The organism is Paraburkholderia unamae, assembly GCF_003096875.1.
GTDB lineage: Bacteria > Pseudomonadota > Gammaproteobacteria > Burkholderiales > Burkholderiaceae > Paraburkholderia > Paraburkholderia unamae.
Window position 1 is genome coordinate 62,756 of the sequence record NZ_QEOB01000009.1, and the last position, 18,206, is coordinate 80,961.

The following is an 18,206-nucleotide window of genomic DNA, read 5'->3' on the forward strand; positions in this document are numbered from 1 at the left end:
CCAGGTATCAGGACGGCGACGCGACGGGCGCTTGCGATCTGCGCCAATCGTTCAGCGCGTCGCGTCGCCGCCAATGTGTTTTTCGATCAGGCGCATGCGTCCCGTCGGACGCCAGGGCGCGAACCACGGGTTCGTGCGCAACTCGCACAGCCGTGAGCTGCGCTCGGCGAGCGCCGTTTCGAGCCAGTGGAACATCTCGTCGGGCTGCGCGAGGCGCGCATAGGCCTCGGCGATGAGCAACGGCGACGTGTAGCGGCTGTGCCGCCGCGCGAGCAGGTCTTCGAGATACCAGCGCAGCACCGCGTCATATCCCCCCGCCTCCCATTGCACCCGTATGGTCGTCGCGCGCGCGTGCTGGTTGCAGCGCTCGAGCGCCTCCACGGTGGCTTCCACGGCTTGCGCATAGAGCTTCTTCACTTCGAACGCGGTGGCGAGCAGTTGATAGACGAGCGGCGGATGGTCCATATGACCGGGCGCCAGGTACTCGTTCACGACGTCCGCGTGTCTGCCCGACATCACCAGACCGAACGCGCGCGATCCCTGGAACGCCAGCGGGTCGATGCGTTCCGCGCGCTCCATCGCGGCGTCGCCCTCCGCGCGGCGGCCCGCGGCGACCAGCAGGCGCGCGTAGAGGCGGTGCGCCTCCGGGTAGCTCGGATTGCGCCGCAGCGCCTCTTGGAAGCCCGCTTCGGCGTGGCCCCAGTCCCAGTCGTAGAAGTAGCGCACGGCCGCGAGCGCGTGGTGCGCCTCGGGCAGGTCCGGGTCGAGTTCGAGCGCGCTTTCGGCGAGCGCGCGCGCGACCGGCCAGCCGTCGTCGGGCGCGATGAAGCCATGCACGACCGTCGATCCGTAGTAGTTCGAAAGGCCTGTGTAGCCGAGCGCGTAGCTCGGGTCGCGTTCGAGCGCCGCCTCGAAGTAGGTGCGGCTGCGCACGAAGTCCTCGCCGTCGATACCGTGGTGCGCGGAAAAGCCCGCCTCGAAATGCACGCGGCGATACCAGAAAAAGCGTCCGCGCACGTACGCGTCGTGCGCCGCCGGATCAACGGGAAGACGCCGCGCGAGGCGCGTGCGCTGCTGCTCGGAGAGCGTGGAGGCGAGATCTTCGGCGAGCGCCGCGACGGCTTCCTTGAGCATGTCGAGCGCGCCTTGCGTGGCGCTTTCGTGCGCGCGGCTCCAGATCTGCACTTCGTCGGCGCAGCGGATGAGGCGCGTGAGGATGCGCGTTTGCGCGCCGGCGCGCGCGAGCGACCCTTCGAGCACATAGTCGAGCTTCAGTTCGCGCGCGATCTCGCCGATGCTCTTTTGTGTCGCGCGGTAACGCCCCGCCGTGGTGCGCGCAATCGTCAGGAGCCGCTCGGGGTTGAGCGCGCCGAGCGTCACCGAGATTTCATCGGCGAGCGCGCTGCACAGGCTCTCCTGGCTTGCGTCGCCGGTGAGGTTCGCGAACGGCAGCACCAGCATGCGCACGGCGCGCTGCGCTTGCCCGGCCTCGCTTGCGGCGGGCGCGTCGTGCGCGGCGAAAGTGGCGGCGTCGTGCGCCTCCAGCGGCGCGGGCAGGATGCCGTCGAAGCGGTAGCCCTTGCCCTTCACCGTGATGAGGTGGCGCGGCGCGGCCGGGTCGTCCGCGAGTGCGATGCGGATCTTGCGGATTGCGGTGTTCAGCCCGTTGTCGGTGTCGCGAAAGGGGCTGCCGGCCCACAGTCTGTCGACGATATCGGCGCGCGTGAGCAACTCGCCGCGGCGCGAGGCAAGCAGGATCAGCAGATCCATCGGCAACCGCTCCAGCCGCACGTCTACGCCACTGCGACGCAGCTGGTACCGCTCGACGTCGAGCTCGAAATCCGCGAAGCGGATGATTCGATCCGTCGGCATGAGGTCGCTCCCGTGATGCGGCATCAGGGAAGGGGCGCCGGGGCGGTTCGTCTGAGGATTGCCGCGAGACGCGAGTGGGCTCGACGTCATGGCGAATGGCGGCAGGAGCGGCGGGGGCAGCGGCGCGAATCAATTTCAATGTAGTGGGTCGAGCGCGCGCCTTCAAGCGTCAAGCGTGGTGCATCTCTCGTTCAACCGTCGAGCGGCCCGCCGTGACGGCCCGCGCCCGCTGCGAAGCGCGCCGCTAGCGCCAGTCCTTCGTCGAGCACCGCGCGATAGCCGAGCGCACCCTCGCGGCGCAGCGCTTCTTGCAGGTCGGGCAATGCACTGTTTTCGAGCGCCGAGCGGCGGTCCGCGAGCAGCGCCGCTTGAGGCAACGCGGCCAGTTGCGCGGCGAGCCGCTCGGCCGCGGCGCGCGCCTCGCCCTTGCCGACCACGCGATTGGCGAGGCCGAACGCGAGCGCTTCCTGCGCGTCGACCGCGCGCCCCGTGAGGATCAGGTCGAGCGCGCGCGAGAGACCGATGAGGCGCGGCAGGCGCACGGTGCCGCCGTCGATGAGCGGCACGCCCACGCGGCGGCAGAACACGCCGAGCACGGCGTCTTCCTCGATCACGCGCAGGTCGCACATCAACGCCAGTTCCAGCCCGCCCGCCACGGCATGACCCGCCACCGCCGCGATCACGGGCTTGCCGAGCGCCATGCGCGTGGGACCGAGCGGGCCTGGGCCGCTGCCGTCGACGTGGATCTCGTTGCGGCGCGCGTCGTCGCCGAGCGCCGTGAGGTCCGCGCCCGCGCAAAACGTGCCGCCCGCGCCGTACAGGACGCCTGCCAGCCATTGCGCGTTGGACTCGAAGCGCGCGAAGGCGGCGGCGAGCGCGTTCGCCACGGGCCGGTCGATGGCGTTGCGGCGCGCGGGCCGATCGAGCACGAGAGTTGCTACAGGATTCTGAGGGTCTTGCACTTCGATGCGAACGTGCTCGCCGAACGTTTCGATGTTCATGTGCGCCTCCGCGATGCGGGCCGCCGCCGGGGTTCGTCAAGGTTCTTTGCGGCGGTTCACATTCGTCATAAAAATTTCATGGTCCGTCCGTAGCTTAGGTCGGTTTTAATTTCGTGAGCCACGTTTTCACTTCGCATGCAATCGACGTCCATGTCCAGCTTCACATCCGTTTCGGATTCCTCGCCGTCCCCAGCCTGTGGACCCTTGTGGACCGTTCCGTTGCCCGACCACCCCTCGTACGATCACGTGCGCCTCAAGCGCGTTTTCACCACCGACGGCACGCGTCATGAAGTCGTGATTGTCGATCTGCACAAGCTGCTCCTGTGCGCCGACCGCGACGACACCGACTATGTGCTCAAGCCCGTCGACGACTGGCATAGCGGCAAGGTGCGCGGCATTCGCGAGTTTCTCGATCCGCACGGCGAACGCGTGCCGCAAATGCCCTACGTGACGATCTCCCGGCGTCGATCCTCGGGACTCGCGGGCTGGCTCGGCCTCGCGCACGAGGGCGTGGTGGCGTTTCGCAATGGCCAGCATCGCGCGCGCTATCTCGCGTGGGCGGGTGCGCTGTGGCTGCCCGTCGAAGTGCACGAGCGCGAAGTGGCGATACTGCGCGAGCTGTGCGGCGCGTGCGATGCGGAGTTCCCCGGCTTTGGCGACGCCAGCGCGCCTTGAAGCGCACGTGCGCCGGCGCGCCGGCTTCGAGGCGTGAATGAGCCGTGAACCGAGCCGTGAACCGGGCGGTAAAGCGCTGCGCGCGCAGCGAATGTTCGCTAACGCGCTAGACAATCGGGGCCAAACGCCACGCTTGGTAGCGACTTGGTAGCGACTCGATAGCCGCCTGACCGTCGCTCAGCCGCGGCTCATCGCATGCAACGCCGCGCTGCCCGCCGCCACATTGAGCGCCCGCGCGGGCGCGACCGCAGCACCCGCTGCCGCCACACCTGCCCCACCCGCCGCCGCACTCGTTGCGCCCACCGCCGCCGCGCCGCCGCCGTCGCACGCATGCTCGAAGTGCTCGACCGTGTAGTCGACGAAGCGGCGCGTTTTCGCGGGCAGATACTGGCGGCTCGGATAGACGATCGACATGCGGGCGTCCGGGTCGTCGATCTCGTAGTCGGGCAGCAAGCGCCGCAGCGTGCCGGCGGCGATGTCCTCGGCGACCAGCGTTGCGGGCACGATCGCCACGCCCATTCCCGCCAGCGCCGCGAGGCGCACCATCAGCATGTTGTTGACCGCGTAGCCGGGCTTCAACGTGACTTGCTGCGCGCGCTCGCCCGCTCGCGCGAACTGCCAGGTCGCGCTGCGCTCCTCGGGCGGCAGCGCGACCGCCGCGACCTGCGCGAGTTGCCCCGGCGTGTGCGGCTCGCCATGCTCGGCGAGCCACGCGGGGGAGGCGCAGGGCACGAAGGTGGTGGTGCCGAGCGCGCGCTCCACGAACTCGCCGTTGCGCGCGGGTGAGGCGCCGACGATGCCCACGTCGAAGCCGTCCTCCACGAGATCGACGGGACGCTCCGCGAGCGTGAGGCGCACGTTCACGCGCGGGTAGAGGCGCCGGTAGCCGTCGATGAGCGGCGTGAGCGTGGCGAGCGAGAGCGCGCCCGCGGCAACGACGCGCAGCGTGCCGCTAGGCTCGCTTTCGGTATGCGCGACGGTGCTCTCCAGATGATCGAGTTCTTCGAGCACGCAGCGGCAGCCCTCCAGATAACGCAGGCCAGCTTCGGTCAGCGAGAGATTGCGCGTGGTGCGATTGATGAGGCGTGTGTTCAGATGCGCTTCGAGCATCGCGACTGACCGGGTGACGAGCGCATTCGACACGTCGAGTTGCTGGGCCGCGCGACGGAAGCTTTGCGATTCGGCGACCCTGACAAAGACGCGCATGGCGTGTATCTGGTTCATGGTTTAGCCTCATATGCTCAATGCATGGACCGGCCGGAAGAAACTCCAGGGAAACTGCGCAAAAACGGTGACTGCCTTTCTTTATCCACGAGCGGCGGCATTGCGTGGCGCGACGCCTGTTCCAATACCCCTCGTATGAACGATAGCGGTGGTTGAACAAAAATCATATTGACAGTCCGTGGGAATTACAATATCTATCTCAACAAGCAGCAGCGTTTCGCGGTTGTAAAAGATTCAGTACTCATCTGGCATGGGAATTGAATGACGAATGCGTTACGTGCTGTCGCACCTTTCAAATGTGCGTGTGTTACGGATAGCGGTTTTCCCGATTCAATGCAAGCTCGCGAGGGATCGATGTCTGACACGCCTGCCAAGATTTGTAACCGTTTTGTCCATGTTTTCAGTGAGTTGCAAGCGGTCCGTGACCGGAAATTCACTGCAATGGCGAATGCCGGAAATTAGCACGCGTCCTGATTTTATTGCTATGCGAAAGAACTGTTGCGCATAGAAGCAATAAACACGTGCCGGGCGTGCGCATGTTCTTTTATGCGCATTCAGCGCCAATTTCGAAGCTGCTTTCGGGCTAACTAAAACGTAAATTCGCAGACCAGACATGATCGTCGAATTGCTGAAGTCCCAACCCGAGATTGCCCTGTTCATCAGCCTTGCGCTTGGTTATTTGATTGGCTCGATCCGCTTTGGGCCAATATCGCTCGGGGGCGTGTGCGGCACGCTGATCGTCGCGCTCGTGCTCGGGCAAACCGGCGCGCGCATCGCGCCGGACCTGAAGAATATCGCCTTCGCGCTCTTCATCTTCGCGCTCGGCTTCACGGGCGGCCCGCAGTTCTTCGCGAACGTCGGGCGCGGCTGGCGCTATGGAATCCTGTCTATTATCGAAATCGTCTCGGTCATGACGCTCATCATGATCGCCGTCGTCACGATGAAGCTCGACGCGGGCACCGCGGCGGGCCTGCTCGCGGGCGCGGCCACGGAGTCGGCCGTAATCGGCACGGCTTCCGAGGCGATCGCCAAGCTCGGCCTGAGCGAGGCCCAGGTGAGCACGTTGCAGGCGCACGTCGTGACCGCCTATAGCGTGAGTTACCTCTTTGGCCTCATCACCATCGTGCTGTTCACAAGCCAGGTCGCGCCGCTCATCCTGCGCGTGAATCTGCGCGAGGAGGCCGCGCGCCTGTATCGCAAGCTCGGCGGCGACGGCGCGCTCGACGAAGGGCAGCGGCTCGCGCTGCCCCCGCTCGTGGGGCGCGCGTTCCTGGCGGGGCCTGCGGCGGGCACGGCCGTCGCCGCGTTCGAAGCGCGCTTCGGCAACAACATCACGATCGAGCGGGTGCTGCGCGCGGGCCGCCAGATCGAGGCCGACGCGCAGTTCGTGCTGCAACCGGGCGACACCGTGTTCATCGCCGGGCGCCGCGAGCCGATGGTCGAGGCCGCGGGCGCGCTGGGCGAAGAGGTGTCGGGCGAGGGCTTCACCAATCTGCTTGCGCAGCGCGTGGACGTGATGGTTACGCGGCGCGACGTCAACGGCCTCACGCTCGCGCAGATGCGCGAGCGCGCGTCGCCCGAAGCCGGGCGCGGCATTTACGTGGGCGCGATCACGCGGCTCGACACCACGGTTCCGGCGCTCCCCGGCACGGTCGTGCATCGCGGCGACGTGCTCACGCTGCTCGGCGCGCCTTCGGATGTGGCGCGCGGGGCGAAGCGCCTCGGCTACGTGATCCAGCAGACCCAGAAAACCGACTTCGTCTATCTCGGCCTCGGCGTGCTGCTCGGCATGCTGATCGGCCGCTTCAGCCTGAACGTGGGCGGCGTCTCGCTCGTGCTCGGCACGGGCGGCGGGTGCCTGCTCACCGGGCTCCTGTTCGGCTGGGCGCGCTCGCATTTTCCGGTGGTCGGCTCGCTGCCTTCGGCGGCCGCGCAGGTGCTCAAGGACTTCGGCCTCGCGACCTTCATCGCGGCCGTGGGGCTTTCGGCCGGTCCCGACGCCATCAAGCTCGTGCGCGAGTACGGCCTCGCGCTGCCCGCCGCCGGCATTCTGATGGTGCTGATTCCCGGGCTCCTTTCACTCTGGATCGGGCACATGTTTCTCAAGCTCGAAGCGCCGATGCTGCTCGGCGCGATTGCAGGCCAGCAGTGCAGCACGCCGGCGATCAGTGCGCTCGTCGGCGTTACGGGCAACTCGACTCCGGTGATCGGCTACACGATCACCTATGCGTTGTCGAACATCCTCTTGCCGCTCATGGGGCCCGTCGTGGTCGGGCTCGCGGCGAAGTTTGGCTGAGATCGGCCGGCGGTTCGGGCATTGCGCCGCAAGGCGTCGCGCGAGCCGGTCATCCTCATCTGCAACGGGCGGTTCTTTCCCAAAGCGAGGGCATGATGGAATGGCTACATGACATCTTTCACAAATCTCCGGAAATCGCGCTATTTTTATCACTGGCGATCGGCTACTGGATCGGCCAGATCAACTTCGGCAAGTTCCAGTTAGGCGGGGTGGGCGGCTCGCTGCTCGCCGCCGTCGTCGTGAGCCAGGTCGGCGTCACGGTCGACAACGGCGTGAAGGCGGTGATGTTCGCCGTGTTCATCTACGCGGTGGGCTACGACTCGGGCCCGGGCTTCTTCAACTCGCTCAACCGCAAGACGCTGCGCGAGATCGCCATGGCCGTGTTCATGGCGCTCGCGGGCCTCGCCACCGTGCTCGTCTGCGCGAAGCTGTTTCACCTCAACAAGGGCCTCGCCGCCGGTCTCGCCGCGGGCGGCATGACGCAGTCGGCCATCATCGGCACGGCCGGCGACGCGATTGCGCGCCTCGGCCTGCCGCCCGACCAGGTGAAGGCCATGCAGGCCGACGTCGCGATCGGCTACGCCGTGACCTACGTGTTCGGCTCGCTCGGCGCCATCATCGTCTGCGTGAACATCCTGCCGAAGTTCATGGGCCGCAGCCTCAAGGACGCCTCCGCCGACGCCGAGCGCGAAATGTCGGGTGGCAGCGCCGCCTCGGGGCCGGGGCAGATCACCGCGCTGCCCGAACTGTTCGGCCGCGTGTTCCGCGTCGAAGCGGCGGCAGGCAAAACCGTCAAGCAGATCGAACTGGCCGAGCAGGACTTCGTTGCGGTCGAGAAGATCCGCCGCGCGGGCAAGCTGCTCGACGCCACGCCTGACTTCGTGCTGAGCCGAGACGACCTCGTGCTAGTCGTGGGCCGCCGCGAGCAGATGGTCGAAGTGGGCGCGCTGATCGGGCCGGAAGTGCCGGACTCCGGTGGCATGAGCCTCGTCATGCAGACGCGTCAGCTCGTCTTCACGAAGAAGGGCATGAACCACACCACGATTGCCGAAGTGCGCAAGAACGTGGACCGCGATCTGCGCCACGGCGTGTACATCGAGAAGATCGAGCGTGTGGGCCAGCCTGTGCCGCTGCTGGCGGAAACGAAGCTCGAACACGGCGACGTCGTGACGATCTACGGTACCGCCACCGACACCAAGCGCGCGGTGCAGGCGGCCGGCTACGAGCTGGCCTATAGCAACAAGACCGACTTCATCTACATGGGCGTCGGCCTCGTGCTCGGGCTCTTGATCGGTCTCCTGGTCGTGAACGTGGCGGGCATTCCGCTCACGCTCGGCTCGGGCGGCGGCTGCCTGCTCGCGGGTCTCGTGTTCGGCTGGATGCGCGGCAAGCACCCGATGTACGGCGTGATGCCCCCGGCGGCTTCGCAGTTGCTCAAGGACTTCGGGCTCGCGGCGTTCGTCGCGGTGGTGGGCCTGAACTCGGGTCTCCAGGCGGTCGTTACGATCAAGCAGAGCGGGGTCACGATCTTCCTGCTCGGCGTGGTCGTGACGATCGTGCCGCTCATCCTCACGATGCTGTTCGGCCGTTACGTGCTCAAGTACAACAACGCGGCCATTCTGGCGGGCGCGCTGTCCGGCTCGCGCAGTGCGAACCCCGCCTTCGGCGGCATTCTCGACAAGGCGGAAAGCGCGGTGCCCACCGTGCCGTTCGCCATTACCTACGCGATCGCCAACGTGCTGCTTACGCTGCTCGGGCCGCTCGTGGTCGGTCTTGCATGACATGAAGTCGATGCGGGCCGCGCGTGTGCGGGCGGTCCGCTTTCCTGATCTGTCGAAACCGCGGGCCGGTGCGCGCGAGCGCAAACGCGCAGGAAGGGTGCACGGCACGCGTCACGTCTACCAATGGAGAGCACCATGGCAACGAAAGCTAAAGACAGCGGCGCAAAGCAGAAGTCCGGCCTCGACGCACTGAGCCCGTTCGAACTCAAGGACGAGCTGATCAAGGCGGCCGGCGGCGGCGCGGCCGCGCGCCCCGCCAATCTCGCGATGCTCAACGCGGGCCGCGGCAACCCCAACTTCCTTGCCACCATTCCGCGCCACGGCTTCTGGCAACTGGGCCTGTTCGCCATGCGCGAATCGGAGCGCTCGTTCGCCTACATGCCCGAAGGCGTGGGCGGCTTTCCGCAGCGCGAAGGTATCGTCGAGCGCTTCGACCTGTTCGTGCGCGAGAACAAGGGCCAGCCCGGCATCAAGTTCCTTGCGGGCGCGGTGTCGTACGTGCGCGACCAGCTCGGCCTCTCGGCGGGCGACTTCCTCTATGAGATGTGCGAAGGCATCCTCGCCTGCAACTACCCGGTGCCGGACCGCATGCTCAAGCTTTCTGAGATCATCGTCGGCCAGTACCTGCGCCGCGAGATGATCGGCAAGCATCCGTTCGTGGGCGAGTTCGACGTGTTCGCGGTGGAAGGCGGCACGGCGGCCATGACGTACATCTTCAACACGATGCGCGAGAACTTCCTCATCAAGCCGGGCGACACCATCGCGCTCGGCATGCCGATCTTCACGCCCTACATCGAGATTCCCGAGCTCAACGACTATCAGCTCAACGTGGTGCATCTCGACGCCACCGTGGAGAACAACTGGCAGTATTCGAAGAAGGAGCTCGACAAGCTGCGCGACCCGAAGGTCAAGGCCTTCTTCCTCGTGAACCCGAGCAACCCGCCTTCGGTGAAGATCGACGACGCGAGCCTCGAATACATCGCCGATATCGTGAAGGAGCGTCCGGATCTCATCATCCTGACCGACGACGTGTACGGCACCTTCGCCGACAACTTCGTCTCGCTCTTCGCGCTCGCGCCGAAGAACACGATTCTCGTGTACTCCTACTCAAAGTACTTCGGCGCGACGGGCTGGCGTCTGGGCGCGATCGCAACGCACCGCGACAACGTGCTCGACCATACGCTCGCCAAGCTCCCGAAAGACGAGAAGAAGGAACTGCACAAGCGCTACGAGTCGATCACCACCGAGCCGGACAAGCTCAAGTTCATCGACCGTCTCGTGGCCGACAGCCGCACCGTGGCGCTCAATCACACGGCGGGCCTCTCCACGCCGCAGCAGGTGCAGATGGTGCTGTTCTCGCTGTTCTCGCTCATGGACACGCCGGACGCGTACAAGAACGCGCTGAAGCGCCTGATCCGCAACCGCAAGCGCGCGCTCTTCGAGGAAATGGGCGTGCCGTACGCCGAGGGCGATCCGAATCAGGTGGACTACTACACGATTCTCGACATGGAATACATGGGCGAGAAGCGCTTCGGGCGCGACTTCGTCGACTGGCTGCTCAAGCAGGTGAAGCCCAACGAACTGCTGTTCCGCCTTGCGGCCGAGGCGCGCGTGGTGCTGCTGCCGGGCAAGGGCTTCGGCACGCCGCATCCGTCGGGGCGTGTGTCGCTCGCCAACCTCAACGAGTCCGACTACCGCAAGATCGGCCGCGCGGTGCGCAAGCTCACCGAGGAATATGTGGAGCGCTACAACGAGGCAACCGGCAAGAAGCTCGATCCGACTGCCGTGAAGAAGTAGGGAAGGGAAGCGGTGGCGGCTCGTCGGGCCGCCGCCGTGGGTGAGGCTTCGGACCGCATCGGGCGCTGTGCGCCGGATGCGGTTTTTTTATTCGGCCTTCGTTTCCTGGGCGCTGCGCACGCTTTTGCGATGGAGCGAAACCGAAAGTGCCACGGCGGCAGCCGCCGCGATCGCGGCGAACAGAAACACCGAGCCATAGCCGAACAGGTTCGCGACATAGCCCGCGAGCGGGCCGGTGATGCCGAGCGAGAGATCGAGGAACACCGAGTACGCCGAGAGCGCCGCACCGCGGCTCGCGGGCGGCACGAGCCCGACCGCCTCGACGCCGAGCGCCGGGAACACGAGCGCGAAGCCGAAGCCCGTGAGCGCCGCGCCCGCGAGCGCGATCTGCGGCGTGGGCGCGAGCCACAGCAGCAAGAGGCCCGCGCATTCGAACGAGAACGAGGCGATGGCGACGCGAAAGCCGCCGAAGCGCTTGATGGTGTTGGCGAACAACAGGCGCGCGCCGATGAACATCAGGCCGAACACGGTGAGCGTGAAGGCCGCGTTGGGCCAGTGGCGCGCCGCGTAGAACAGCGTGATGAAGGTGGCGATCGAGCCGAAGCCCGCCGAGCCGAGCGCGAGGCCGATGCCGTGCGGCAGCACGCGCGTAAACACGCTGCGGTACGACATGCGCTCGCCGTGCACGATGGGCACCGGCGCGATCGGGCGTGCGAGCCAGAAACCGAGCGCGGCCATGGCGATGACCGAAATGCCGAGCATCCAGAAGCCGAGGTAATGCGCCATCTCCACGCCGAGCGGCGCGCCGATCGCGAGCGCGCCATAGGTGGCGATGCCGTTCCACGAGATCACCTTGGCGTTGTGGGCCGTGCCCACGCGGCCGATGCCCCAGAGAATCGCGCCCGTGCCGCACAGGCTTTCGCCGCAGCCGAGCAGCAGGCGGCTCACCACGATCAGCGTGAGCGAGAGGCCAGGCCAGTGATCGACGAGTGTGCCGAGCAGCAGGAGCACGCCGCTCGCGCCGCAGATCGTCAGGCCGATCGTCACCGTTTTTTTGGGGCCGAGCGTGTCCGCCGAGCGGCCCGCGAGCGCGCGCGAGCAGAGCGTGGCGATGTACTGCACGCTGATCGCCGCACCCGCCACCACGGTGCTGAAACCGAGGTCGTTATGCACGTAGCCCGGCAGCACGGCGAGCGGAATGCCGATCGTCAGATAACAGAGGAAGGTGAAAAAGACGACCGGAATGATCTGCAAGGTCGTCGATGCGGCGTTGCGCCTGGGCGCCAAATCTGCGGACATGGGGAAAACGCGGATGGATAACGGCGGGAAAGGCGTGATTGTCACATGGAACCGGTTTTTATGCAGAAATTGAAAAGCTGTTCCGACCGGCGGAACACGCGTTTTTCGCGGATTTGACGGGCTTTGCTACCCATCCGAGGCGTCCCGGAGTTGCGGCGCTATTGCGCGATGTTGGCGCCATTTCGCGCGAATGGCGCCTTTCGATCCGACCGTTCGTGCGGCGCCTGGCCATTTACGGCAGGTAAATCGTCAGATGGTAATGTCTGTTTTACGATAATCGAGAAGAAATTAACGCAATCCAGTCGCTTCAACATAAGCGTGCGGCCGCCGCAACACGTCGATTTATCGATTCAACGATATATCCCCCATGCTCCTGTAGCTATGGGTTGCCAATATTGGCAGTGATAATTTTCGAACCGTCCACTCGAGCGGCATACGCCTTTTGCGAGCCGCAGCCAACGACGAGCCTGAAATCATGAGCCAGCCGATCCGCTTTTATCACCGCAACGCGATCCGCGAAGTCAGCGACGCGGGCGTCACCCGCACCGTCCTTCAATACCTGCGCGAAGACGCGCGCTGCACCGGCACCAAGGAAGGCTGCGCCGAAGGCGACTGCGGCGCCTGCACCGTCGTGGTGGGCGAGCGCAACGAGGCGGGTGGCGTGAGTTTCAAGGCGGTGAACGCCTGCATCCAGTTCCTGCCGACCCTCGACGGCCGTGCGCTGTTCACCGTCGAAGACCTGCGCCAGCCCGACGGCTCGCTGCACCCCGTGCAGCAGGCCATGGTCGACTGCCACGGCTCGCAGTGCGGCTTTTGCACGCCGGGTTTCGTGATGTCGATGTGGGCGCTCTACGAGAAGCATGGCCATGAGCAGGGTGGCCACGCTTGCGGCGCAAAGGGCGCTTGCAGCGTGCCTTCGCGCGACGAGATCGCCAACGCGCTCACGGGCAATCTGTGCCGCTGCACCGGCTACCGGCCGATTCTCGACGCCGCCGAGCAGATGTTCCAGGCCGACGCGCCGAAGCAGCCCGTCGACGTGAAGGCGCTCGCGCAAACGCTCGCCACGCTCGAACGCCAGGACACCTTCCACTACGCGCACCGCGGCCAGCGCTACGATGCGCCGCGCACCGTCGAGGCGCTGGCCGCCATCAAGGCCGAGCGCCCGAATACGCGCATCCTCGCGGGCAGCACCGACATCGGGCTGTGGGTCACGAAGCAGATGCGCGAGCTTGGCGACATCGTCTACGTGGGCCAGGTCGACGCGATGCGCAACATCGACGTGAGCGACACGTGGATCGAGATCGGCGCGGGCGTTACCGTCGAGCGTGGCTATGCGGAACTCGCGAAGCACTACCCGGAACTCGAAGAGATGTGGCAGCGCTTCGCTTCGCTGCCGATTCGCAACGCGGGCACCATCGGCGGCAACGTCGCGAACGGCTCGCCCATCGGCGACTCGATGCCGGGGTTGATCGCCCTGGGTGCACGCGTGGTGCTGCGCGGCGGCGAGATAGAGCGCGAAATGCCGCTCGAAGACCTTTATCTTGCGTACCAGAAGAAGGACATGGCCGAGCACGAGTTCGTGCTCGCGCTCAAGGTGCCCACGCGCACCGGCGCGCGCGCGAACCTGCGCTTTCGCACGTACAAGGTGTCGAAGCGCTTCGACTCGGACATTTCGGCCGTGTGCGCCGCGTTCGCCTATATCGCCGACGGCGATGTGATCCGCGAGCCGCGCATCGCCTTTGGCGGCATGGCGGCCACGCCGAAGCGCGCGGCTCACGCGGAAGGCGTGCTCGCCGACGCGCAATGGCACGAGGCCACGGCGCAGGCCGCGATGATCGCGCTCGGCAACGACTACGCGCCGCTTTCCGACATGCGCGCGACGAGCGACTACCGCCTCGAAGCCGCGAAAAACACGCTGTACCGCTTCTGGCTCGAAACGCGTGCGCATAACCCGCTCGCGCCGCAGTCGGTCAACGTGCGCAACGTCGCCGCGGAAACGGCTTGAGAGATTCAGGAACCGGAAGAGACATACGGAGAACGAAACAATGAACCAGCAAGCCGAACCGTTCCTGGACGAACTCAAGGCGCGGGAGCCCTTCGCGCAAGTGCACGTCTCGCGTCCGCACGAATCCGCGCATCTGCACGTGAGCGGGCGCGCCACTTACACCGACGACATTCCGGTCGTGGCCGGCACGCTGCACGCCGCGCTCGGCCTTTCGCAGAAGCCGCACGCGCGCATCGTTTCGATGGATCTCGCGAAGGTGCGCGCCACGCCCGGCGTCGTAGCTGTGCTCACGGCCGAGGACATCCCCGGCGTGAACGACTGCGGTCCGATCATCCACGACGATCCGGTGCTTGCCGACGGCGTCGTGCAGTATGTGGGCCAGCCCATGTTCATCGTGGTGGCGACGTCGCACGACACGGCGCGCCAGGCCGCGCGCCGCGCCGAGGTGCAGTACGAAGAACTGCCCGCCGTGCTCACGGCGCAGCAGGCGCGTGCCGCCAACCAGTCCGTGCTGCCGCCGATGAAGCTCGCGCGCGGCGAGGCGTCCACGCGCGCCGCACGCGCCGCGCACCGCCACGAAGGCGAGATGCTGCTGGGCGGGCAGGAGCAGTTCTACCTCGAAGGCCAGATCGCCTACGCGGTGCCGAAAGACGACGACGGCATGCACGTGTGGTGCTCCACGCAGCACCCGAGCGAAATGCAGCACCTCGTCGCGCATGTGCTGGGCGTCGCCTCGCACAACGTGCTCGTGGAATGCCGCCGCATGGGCGGGGGCTTCGGCGGCAAGGAATCGCAATCTGGCCTCTTTGCGTGCTGCGCGGCGCTCGCCGCGTGGAAGCTGCTGTGCCCCGTGAAGCTGCGCCCCGACCGCGACGACGACATGATGGTCACGGGCAAGCGCCACGATTTCCACTACACGTATGAAGTGGGCTACGACGATCAAGGCACGATCGAAGGCGTTTCGGTCGACATGACTTCGCGCTGCGGCTTTTCCGCCGACCTTTCGGGCCCGGTGATGACGCGCGCGGTTTGCCACTTCGACAACGCGTACTGGCTGCCCGATGTATCGATCGCCGGTTTCTGCGGCAAGACCAATACGCAGTCGAACACGGCGTTTCGCGGCTTCGGCGGCCCGCAGGGCGCGTTCGCGATCGAGTACATCATGGACGACGTGGCGCGCTCGCTCGGCCTCGATTCGCTCGACGTGCGCCGCCGCAACCTTTATGGCAAGACGCAGAACAACGAGACGCCCTACGGCCAGGTGATCGAGGACAACGTCATTCACGAGCTGATCGACGAGCTGGCCGAGACGAGCGGCTATCGCGCACGGCGCGCGGCGATCCGCGAATTCAACGCGAACAACGAGGTGCTCAAGAAGGGCATCGCGCTCACGCCGGTGAAGTTCGGCATCGCGTTCAACGTCACGCACTTCAACCAGGCGGGCGCGCTCGTTCACATTTACACCGACGGTTCGGTGCTCGTGAACCATGGTGGCACCGAAATGGGCCAGGGGCTGAACACGAAGGTCGCGCAGGTCGTGGCGCATGAGTTGGGCATCGAGTTTGGCCGCGTGCGTGTGACCGCGACGGACACGAGCAAGGTGGCGAACACCTCCGCCACGGCGGCATCGACCGGTACCGACCTGAACGGCAAGGCGGCGCAGGACGCGGCGCGCCAGTTGCGCGAGCGCCTCGCCGCGCTCGCCGCGACGACCTACGGCAAGGGCGAAGTCAACGCCGCCGACGTGATCTTTGCCAACGAGTCCGTGATCGTGGGCGAGACGATCGTGCCGTTCGAGACGCTGGTTTCGAAGGCCTATCTCGCGCGCGTGCAGCTCTGGTCCGATGGTTTCTACACCACGCCCAAGCTGTACTGGGACCAGGCCACGTTGCGCGGGCGGCCGTTCTACTACTATTCGTATGGCGCGGCGGTTTCGGAAGTCGTGATCGACACGCTCACGGGCGAAATGCGCGTGCTGCGCGCCGATGCGCTGCACGACGTGGGCGCGTCGCTGAACCCCGCGCTCGACGTGGGCCAGGTGGAAGGCGGCTTCATCCAGGGCATGGGCTGGCTCACCACGGAAGAACTGTGGTGGAAGCCGGACGGCAAGCTCATGACGCACGCGCCGTCCACATACAAGATCCCGACCGTGAACGACACGCCCGCCGAATTCAACGTGAAGCTCTTCAAGAACCGCAACGCGGAAGACAGCATCCATCGCTCGAAGGCCGTGGGCGAGCCGCCGTTGCTGTTGCCGTTCTCGGTGTTCTTCGCGATTCGCGACGCCGTGGCGAGCGTGGCCGACTACCGTTTCAATCCGCCGATGAATGCGCCCGCCACCGCCGAGGAAATCCTGAAGGGCGTGCGCGCGGTTCGGACGATGGCGCGCGAGGGGGCAGCAAAATGAATCGGCATCCTGACCATTGCGTGCGCGTGGACGAAACCGGGCGCGTGATCATCGGCCGCCGCAGCACGCCGGTGCCGCACTACGGGCCCATGCATATCGTGCTGTTCGGCGCGGGCCACGTGGGTCACGCGCTGGTGACGCTGCTCGGCATGCTGCCGTGCGTGGTGCAATGGGTGGACGAGCGCGACGAACTGTTCCCCGACGAGGTGCCCGCCAACGTGCAGATCGAAGCCACCGACACGCCGGCCGCGATCGTCGACGAAGCGCCTGCCGGCGCGTACTTCCTCGTGATGACGCACAATCACGCGCTCGATTTCGAGCTGACCGAGCGCATCATGCGGCGGCGCGATTTCGCGTGGTTCGGGCTGATCGGCTCGAAAACGAAGCGCGTGAAGTTCGAGCGGCGGCTCATGGAGCGCGGCGTGGTCGAGGATCGCCTCGACGAGATGACATGCCCGATCGGCGTGACGGGGATCGTCGACAAGGCCCCTTCGTCGATTGCGGTGGCCGTGGCCGCGCAACTCATGCAGATGCGGGTGGCGCAGCGCCCGGCTGCGGTGAGAACGGTCGAGCTGGCGCGCGCCTGATCGTAGCGAGCGCACGAGCAACGCAAAAGCAACGCACCAGCGAAACGGGCGCCGCGAGGCGCCCGTTTTCATGCGTGCCCGCCGGGCGCAAGCTTGCGGCCCGCGCCGCCTGCGTTTATGCCGCTTCGAGAGGCGGCGTGGGCGCTTCGTCGTCAGCCGTGTGCGCCGGCTTCTTCGCGCGCGAGCGCTTCGCTGTGCGCTCGGCCGTCAACGTGCCGGAGACGTCCTCGATCAATCCTCGCAGCCACCCCACGTCGCTGGGTCTATCCGGCTGCGGATGCCACATCTGATAGCAGTGAATGCGCGGAAAGGCGATTGGCGTGTCGATCACGGCAAGCGGCAGCAGCTTCGCGTAGTGCAGGGCGAAGCGGCGCGTCGTCGTGAAGATCAAGTCCGATTGCAGCAGCACCTGCGGCACGAGTCCGAAGTACGGGAGCGTCGCGACGATGCGGCGCTCGGCCTTCGCTCTCGCGAATCCCAGGTCGATCGCGCTCGCGTGCGCGCCCGTGTAGGGCGTGGGCGCGAGATGGGGCGCGGCCAGATAAGCCTCGCGCGTGAGTTCGCGGCGCGTGAGTGGATGGTCCGCGCGCATCATGCAGACCACCTTGTCGGAGAACAGGTCGCTGCGCGCGAAACGCGCATCGGGCTTCGGCCAGTTGCCGATCACGAGGTCGAGCTCGCCCGCGTCCAGCGCGCCATGGTGGTCCAGCGTGGGCGAGAGCGAGAGGATCTCGAGGCGGGCCGCCGGCGCCGTTTCGCGAAAGCGCGCGATGAGCGTCGGCATGAAGAAGTCGTTCAGGTAGTCGGGCGCGGCCAGACGAAAGGTGCGCTTCGAGCGCACCGGGTCGAAGTCGCCGTGCGGCGTGGCCACGAAATCGACGTCGCGCAGCACCCGCTGCGCGTATTGCAGCAGCGATTCGCCGTACTCGGTCGGCACCATGCCGGCCTTGCCGCGCACGAGGATCGGATCGCCCAGGATCTCGCGCAGCCGCCGCAGCGCCGTGCTGATGGCGGGCTGGGTCTGGTTCAGGCGCAGCGCGGCCTGCGTGACGCTGCGCTCGACCAGCAGCGTGCGCAGCACGCGCACCAGCCAGATGTCGAGGGAGAGGGCGGTATCGTCGTCCATGAGGGGCGTGGCGGGGAAAGGCGCGCGCGCAAGGCGCGCACGGACTCAGCCATAACCATAAGCCGCCTCGCGCGCCGCCGCCATAGGGGGCGTGGTATGACGGGGATCAGACGGCGGCGGTCGGGGCCGCCACCGC

12 protein-coding genes are annotated in these 18,206 nt (G+C 66.4%); 7 read left to right on the forward strand and 5 right to left on the reverse strand.

Annotated elements, in window-relative coordinates:
• Positions 1-51: 51 nt before the first annotated feature.
• Both C7402_RS19520 and C7402_RS19525 read right to left on the reverse strand, forming a co-directional pair.
• On the reverse strand, positions 52-1,872 hold the full coding sequence (locus tag C7402_RS19520) for a winged helix-turn-helix domain-containing protein (protein WP_244314882.1): 1,821 nt from the start codon (positions 1,870-1,872) through the stop codon (positions 52-54).
• Between the two features lie 191 nt (positions 1,873-2,063).
• Positions 2,064-2,873 carry a crotonase/enoyl-CoA hydratase family protein gene (locus C7402_RS19525; protein ID WP_116611743.1) on the reverse strand — a complete coding sequence of 270 codons (810 nt, stop codon included), beginning with the start codon at positions 2,871-2,873 and terminating at the stop codon, positions 2,064-2,066.
• A 150-nt stretch (positions 2,874-3,023) separates the two neighbouring features.
• Here C7402_RS19525 and C7402_RS19530 point away from each other — a divergent pair, with 150 nt between their 5' ends.
• Complete coding sequence (locus C7402_RS19530; RefSeq protein WP_165841923.1) at positions 3,024-3,548, forward strand: plasmid fertility inhibition factor family protein; 525 nt, start codon at positions 3,024-3,026, stop codon at positions 3,546-3,548.
• A gap of 177 nt (positions 3,549-3,725) precedes the next feature.
• On the opposite strand, the gene C7402_RS19535 is transcribed toward C7402_RS19530, so the two are convergent.
• Positions 3,726-4,772, reverse strand: a complete 1,047-nt coding sequence (locus C7402_RS19535; RefSeq protein ID WP_116611744.1) for a LysR family transcriptional regulator — start codon at positions 4,770-4,772, stop codon at positions 3,726-3,728.
• A 613-nt stretch (positions 4,773-5,385) separates the two neighbouring features.
• Here C7402_RS19535 and aspT (C7402_RS19540) point away from each other — a divergent pair.
• The 3 genes from aspT (C7402_RS19540) to C7402_RS19550 all read left to right on the forward strand — a co-directional run bounded on the left by aspT (C7402_RS19540) (position 5,386) and on the right by C7402_RS19550 (position 10,646).
• A complete protein-coding gene (gene aspT / locus C7402_RS19540) occupies positions 5,386-7,068 on the forward strand; it encodes an aspartate-alanine antiporter (protein WP_116611745.1) in 1,683 nt (560 codons plus the stop codon).
• Between the two features lie 95 nt (positions 7,069-7,163).
• The gene (gene aspT / locus C7402_RS19545) at positions 7,164-8,849 is read left to right on the forward strand and encodes an aspartate-alanine antiporter (protein ID WP_112172473.1); all 1,686 of its coding nucleotides are present in this window, start codon (positions 7,164-7,166) and stop codon (positions 8,847-8,849) included.
• Between the two features lie 135 nt (positions 8,850-8,984).
• Positions 8,985-10,646: a bifunctional aspartate transaminase/aspartate 4-decarboxylase gene (locus tag C7402_RS19550; RefSeq protein WP_112172666.1), complete on the forward strand. Its 1,662-nt coding sequence runs from the start codon at positions 8,985-8,987 to the stop codon at positions 10,644-10,646.
• Between the two features lie 87 nt (positions 10,647-10,733).
• On the opposite strand, the gene C7402_RS19555 is transcribed toward C7402_RS19550, so the two are convergent.
• On the reverse strand, positions 10,734-11,945 hold the full coding sequence (locus C7402_RS19555) for an MFS transporter (RefSeq protein ID WP_112172474.1): 1,212 nt from the start codon (positions 11,943-11,945) through the stop codon (positions 10,734-10,736).
• A 475-nt stretch (positions 11,946-12,420) separates the two neighbouring features.
• Between C7402_RS19555 and xdhA the strand changes: the two genes are divergently transcribed.
• Genes xdhA through xdhC form a run of 3 tightly spaced genes read left to right on the forward strand, consistent with a single transcriptional unit; the run spans position 12,421 to position 16,944 of the window.
• Complete coding sequence (gene xdhA / locus C7402_RS19560; protein WP_116611746.1) at positions 12,421-13,950, forward strand: xanthine dehydrogenase small subunit; 1,530 nt, start codon at positions 12,421-12,423, stop codon at positions 13,948-13,950.
• 40 nt (positions 13,951-13,990) lie between these two features.
• Positions 13,991-16,357, forward strand: coding sequence for a xanthine dehydrogenase molybdopterin binding subunit (xdhB, locus tag C7402_RS19565; RefSeq protein WP_112172476.1), 2,367 nt, complete (start codon positions 13,991-13,993; stop codon positions 16,355-16,357).
• Positions 16,354-16,944: a xanthine dehydrogenase accessory protein XdhC gene (gene xdhC, locus C7402_RS19570; RefSeq protein WP_116611747.1), complete on the forward strand. Its 591-nt coding sequence runs from the start codon at positions 16,354-16,356 to the stop codon at positions 16,942-16,944. Before xdhB ends, xdhC begins: the two co-directional genes overlap by 4 nt.
• A gap of 115 nt (positions 16,945-17,059) precedes the next feature.
• Here xdhC and C7402_RS19575 read toward each other — a convergent pair whose 3' ends face one another.
• Positions 17,060-18,070 (reverse strand): LysR family transcriptional regulator, encoded by a 1,011-nt coding sequence (locus tag C7402_RS19575; RefSeq protein WP_116611748.1) that lies wholly within the window; start codon positions 18,068-18,070, stop codon positions 17,060-17,062.
• Positions 18,071-18,206 lie beyond the last annotated feature (136 nt).